This is a genomic window from Leuconostoc sp., from assembly GCF_965300815.1.
In genome coordinates this window covers 1-4,290 of sequence record NZ_CBDKZH010000043.1, presented here as the reverse complement: position 1 = coordinate 4,290, position 4,290 = coordinate 1, and the positions used below count along the sequence as shown (strand labels likewise).

The window sequence follows — 4,290 nt, the reverse complement described above, 5'->3', positions numbered from 1 at the left end:
GCTGGCGTGGGTGGCATGGTGAGTTTTTATTTGGCAGATGGGTATGATGTCGATCGCTTTTTGAAAGGGTTAACAATTGGGTCGTTTGCCGAAAGCCTCGGTGGCCCAGAAACATTGATTACCATCCCCGCAGTGCAAACCCATCATGATATGAGCCAAGCGCAGCGGGATGCATTAGGCATTTCGGATCAGTTAGTTCGGTTAAGTGCTGGGCTGGAGGACAAAACGGACTTGTTACAAGACTTAGTCCAAGCCATTGAAGGAGCGAAAAAATGAGTGATTGGACAGATTTAATTCAAGCCACAACAGCACACGACCCGTTGTCTGGGGCGATTAATACCCCGATTCAGCTCAGTTCGACGTTCCATCAAGCGTCATTTGATACGTTTGGGCATTTTGATTATGCGCGTTCTGGTAATCCGACGCGTGAAGTTGGTGAAGCCGCCATTGCCAAATTGGAACACGGCACGCAAGGCTTTTTATTCAGTACGGGGATGGCCGCCATCAGTAGTGTGTTGTTCACCTTGTCAGCAGGGGATCATCTTGTCGTCAGCAAGCATGTTTATGGCGGGACGTTTCGTGTCTTAGAAGACATTTTGCCCCGCTGGGGAATTACGCATACTTTCGTTGATTTTAGCGATGTCGCCGCTGTGACCGCAGCGATCACACCAGCCACCAAGGCACTATATATTGAAACGCCGTCCAATCCTGTGTTGCAAATCACAGATATTGCGGCCATTGTCGCTGTGGCAAAACAACATGGGTTGCTGACGATTGCCGATAACACGTTCATGTCGCCATTTTTCCAAAAACCTTTGGACTTAGGCGTGGATATCGTGGTGCATTCAGCAACCAAGTTTCTCGCCGGACATTCTGATATTTTGGCGGGTGCCGTGGTGGTCAAGGATAAGCAGTTGGCCGAGCGGATTTACTTTATTCAAAACGCGGTCGGGGCGACATTAGGTGTGTTAGATACTTGGTTATTATTGCGCGGGATTAAAACGCTTGGGGTGCGGATGGCGCAATCTAGCCAATCGGCATTGCAACTGGCGCAACATCTAGCGCAACATCCAAGCGTCACGCGTGTACTGTATCCAGGACTGGCGACTCATCCAGGCCATACCATTCATACCAGTCAAGCCACCAGTGGGGGCGCGGTGTTGAGTTTTGATGTTGGCAGTCAAGACAACGCCAGAAAAGTAGTAACAGCCTTAAAAATTCCGGTGTTTTCCGTTAGTTTAGGCGCTGTGGAAAGTATTGTGAGTTATCCACCAAAGATGAGCCACGCCGAATTGAATCAAGCGGAACTATCAGCCAGTGGGATTACACCAGGGTTGTTACGGTTTTCCGTGGGACTAGAAGATGTGACAGATCTCATAGCTGATCTCGACCACGCATTAGCACAAATTGACGCATAAAGAGGAGAAAAAAGATGACAACAGCTCGGAAATTACAGTACCATTTTGATCAAGTCGGGTCTTACTTACGGCCAGACGCGTTGAAAACAGCTCGCGAGCAATACGCCAAGGGTGAAATCACGCAAGCAGCACTTTTGCAGGTGCAGCACGCCGCGATTAAAGATTTGGTCGACGCCCAAGTAGCAGCCGGTTTGTCGGCAGTGACAGATGGTGAATTTAATCGGTCATGGTGGCATTTAGATTTTCTGGGACAACTCGGTGGGTTTGAATTTTATGATCAGGAAGCATCGTATAAATTTTACGGTGAAAAAACACGTTCGACAAATATTAGCTTAACTGGTCCAGTGCATGCGAATTTGAATCATCCGTTTTTTGATGATTTCAAATACCTCCAATCGATTGTACCTGAAGGTGTGGAACCGAAAGTCACGATTCCGTCACCAAGTCTCATCATTAATCGCGATCAACGCTCAGATGGCTGGGCGGATTACTATCCAACGTGGCAAGCGTTTTTGGACGATTTGGCACAAGCCTATCATGATACGCTCCAACATTTCTATGATTTGGGGGCACGTTACATACAATTGGATGATACAACTTGGGCTTACCTCATTGCCCAATTGAATGCCAATGCAGATGATCCGGCTGCACGGGCGCCGTTTGAGCAAACTGCCCAAGATGATGTCTATGTCATTAATCAATCTTTGGCTGGGTTACCAGACGACTTGAAGCTTTCCACCCATATTTGCCGAGGTAACTTTAAATCGACATATTTGTTTGAAGGGGGTTATGAACCCGTTGCCAAATATTTGGGCCAGTTAAATTACGATGCATTCTTCCTCGAATATGACAATGAACGTTCCGGTGACTTTGGGCCGTTGGCAGATATTTATAATGGGCGACCAAATGTTGAAATTGTGTTGGGCTTATTCACCTCTAAATCAGCAGATTTAGAAGCCGTTGACGATGTCGTTGCTCGGATTAATGAAGCAGCGCAATACGTGCCCAAAGCGCAACTTGCCTTATCAACACAATGTGGTTTTTCGTCAACCGAAGAAGGCAATATCTTAACGATTCCAGATCAGTGGCGTAAGTTAGCGTTGATTAAAACGATTGCCGATCAAGAACTGGCGACTGTTTAAGGAGAATTTTAACAAGCGTGTATAGGAGATGTGATGCGTAAAAAAACTTGGATTGGGCTTATTCTAGCGAGTATACTGGTCGTAGGGATCACTTGGGCAACCGTTAAGCAACGACCAACCAATGTCATAACGGTGGGATCGGTGACCAGCGATGCCGATATTTGGCGCCATTTAGCGCAGAGCAAGCAAGCGAAACAATTACATCTTAAGATTCAAGTGAAAGAATTTACAGATGGGCAAGCTTTGAATGTGGCCACGGCACAGGGTCAAGTTGATGTGAATGCTTTCCAAAGTTATGGCTACTTTGACGCATTTAACAAAGCCAGTAAAGTGGGGAAGCTAGCGAATCTGGGTACGACATATCTTGAACCGATGGGGATTTATTCGAGTCATTATCATGCACTCAAAGACTTGCCAGATGGGGCAACGATTGCCATTGCCAAAGATTTGGCAGATGAAGCACGTGGGTTAAAGCTCTTGGCTGATAATGGCTTATTGACACTGGCGCCTGATTTTGGCGCGTTAGATGGCTTAGAAAAAATCACCAGTAACCCCAAGCATTTTAAGTTTCAAGAAATTGATGACACCACTGGCGGCCGTGTTGTTAAAGATCCAAAAATTGCGGCCGTCTTGATGTCTAATTCTATTTCACAAGCCAGTGGCTTGAATGTGTTAAAAGATGCGCTGGCTTATGAACATGTCAACGGCCATACGCGGGCGAATATCAACATTTTAGCCACCGCTACAAAAAACCAAAACAATGCAACTTATCGGAAGCTGTTAACGCTTTATCATGACAAAGCCTCGCAAGCCTATATTGCTGCTAAGTATCATGGCACCAAAACCGAAGTGAACAAACCAATTAGTTATTTTAAAGGAGAAAAATAATGTCAGAAACAGTTGTTGAAAGTTTTACGCTTGACCACACCAAGGTCAAAGCCCCTTATGTGCGCGTGATTGAAACTCAAACTGGGCCACAAGGCGGTCACATTACGAATTATGACTTACGGCTCACCCAGCCAAACGAAACGGCGATTGAAACCGGTGGTTTGCACACACTAGAACACCTCTTTGCTGGACTCGTACGTGATGAAATTGATGGAATTATTGACATCTCACCATTTGGCTGCCGGACAGGGTTTCATGTCATTTCTTGGGTAGATTATGATGCCGAAACCTTGGCTAAAGTCTTTAAAAAGGTCCTAGAAAAGATTGTCAGTGATGACGTGACAGAGGTGCCAGCAGCTGAAATTCAAAGTTGTGGGAACTTTAAGGATCATAGTCTACATTCTGCCAAAGCTTGGGCAGCGATTATTCTTGAGCAAGGCATTTCAAGTGATGCCTTTGAACGACAAGTCGTGTAATGTTAGCGACCAATATGGCAAATTAGAGGAGTAGGCGATGCCAGTGAACCCGCAGAAAGTTTATTATTTGCATACGAATAAAATCGTCACGGCTGTGTTTTTGACGGGTAGCGGGGCGGTGGATAGTGTCATGTGATCGTGTTTTGTGACGTTACGCAACTATCACGAGACAAGAGGAGTCTAACACATGACACAAACACAACAAGAAATTGGTTTTCAACACGTCGGGTCGTTTTTACGGCCTGATGCACTGAAACAAGTGCGGGCAGCATTTGCCAACGGCCAGGTAACGGCTGACGAATTAACCGCAACTGAAGACGCGGCGATCACCACTTTGGTGGCCCAACAAGTGGCGGCCGGTTTGGA

The 4,290-nt window shown here is 46.2% G+C and carries 5 protein-coding genes; all 5 read left to right on the top strand.

Annotated features, from left to right (window positions below; translation table 11 throughout):
- Positions 1-276 (top strand): PLP-dependent transferase (locus ACW12G_RS04200; RefSeq protein WP_455647349.1); only part of this gene is annotated, 276 nt, incomplete at its 5' end.
- Positions 273-1,418, top strand: a complete 1,146-nt coding sequence (locus ACW12G_RS04195; protein ID WP_455647348.1) for a trans-sulfuration enzyme family protein — start codon at positions 273-275, stop codon at positions 1,416-1,418. The genes ACW12G_RS04200 and ACW12G_RS04195, both read left to right, overlap by 4 nt.
- A 14-nt stretch (positions 1,419-1,432) precedes the next feature.
- Positions 1,433-2,560 carry a vitamin B12 independent methionine synthase gene (locus ACW12G_RS04190; RefSeq protein ID WP_455647347.1) on the top strand — a complete coding sequence of 376 codons (1,128 nt, stop codon included), beginning with the start codon at positions 1,433-1,435 and terminating at the stop codon, positions 2,558-2,560.
- Between the two features lie 33 nt (positions 2,561-2,593).
- Complete coding sequence (locus ACW12G_RS04185; protein ID WP_147000976.1) at positions 2,594-3,448, top strand: MetQ/NlpA family ABC transporter substrate-binding protein; 855 nt, start codon at positions 2,594-2,596, stop codon at positions 3,446-3,448.
- Positions 3,448-3,924 carry an S-ribosylhomocysteine lyase gene (locus tag ACW12G_RS04180; protein WP_455647346.1) on the top strand — a complete coding sequence of 159 codons (477 nt, stop codon included), beginning with the start codon at positions 3,448-3,450 and terminating at the stop codon, positions 3,922-3,924. Before ACW12G_RS04185 ends, ACW12G_RS04180 begins: the two co-directional genes overlap by 1 nt.
- Positions 3,925-4,290: the final 366 nt, after the last annotated feature.

Bases quoted from the DNA above. Each gene is read 5' to 3' on its own strand.
- ACW12G_RS04195 (WP_455647348.1), top strand. From the start codon at position 273: ATGAGTGATTGGACAGATTTAATTCAAGCCACAACAGCACACGACCCG.
- ACW12G_RS04190 (WP_455647347.1), top strand. From the start codon at position 1,433: ATGACAACAGCTCGGAAATTACAGTACCATTTTGATCAAGTCGGGTCT.
- ACW12G_RS04185 (WP_147000976.1), top strand. From the start codon at position 2,594: ATGCGTAAAAAAACTTGGATTGGGCTTATTCTAGCGAGTATACTGGTC.
- ACW12G_RS04180 (WP_455647346.1), top strand. From the start codon at position 3,448: ATGTCAGAAACAGTTGTTGAAAGTTTTACGCTTGACCACACCAAGGTC.